The sequence below is a fragment of the Rahnella perminowiae genome (assembly GCF_019049695.1).
Lineage (GTDB): Bacteria > Pseudomonadota > Gammaproteobacteria > Enterobacterales > Enterobacteriaceae > Rahnella > Rahnella perminowiae.
In genome coordinates, this window is sequence record NZ_JAFMOT010000020.1 from 1 (window position 1) to 346 (window position 346).

The 346-nt window shown below is 56.6% G+C and carries 1 rRNA gene; it reads right to left on the reverse strand.

Annotated features, from left to right (window positions below):
- A 23S ribosomal RNA gene (locus J1781_RS00075) occupies positions 1-346 on the reverse strand; the annotation flags it as partial.

Genomic DNA, 346 nt, shown 5'->3' on the forward strand with positions numbered 1-346 from the left:
CCTGACCACCTGTGTCGGTTTGGGGTACGATTTCGTGTTACCTGGAGCTTAGAGGCTTTTCCTGGAAGCATGGCATCAGCTACTTCACCACCGTAGTGGCTCGTTATCACGCCTCAGGGTTAGTATGTAACCGGATTTACCAGGTCACACCCCCTACACGCTTGAACCGGGACAACCGTCGCCCGGCCAGCCTAGCCTTCTCCGTCCCCCCTTCGCAGCAACACCAAGTGCTGGAATATTAACCAGCTTCCCATCGACTACGCTTTTCAGCCTCGCCTTAGGGGTCGACTCACCCTGCCCCGATTAACGTTGGACAGGAACCCTTGGTCTTCCGGCGTGCGGGTTT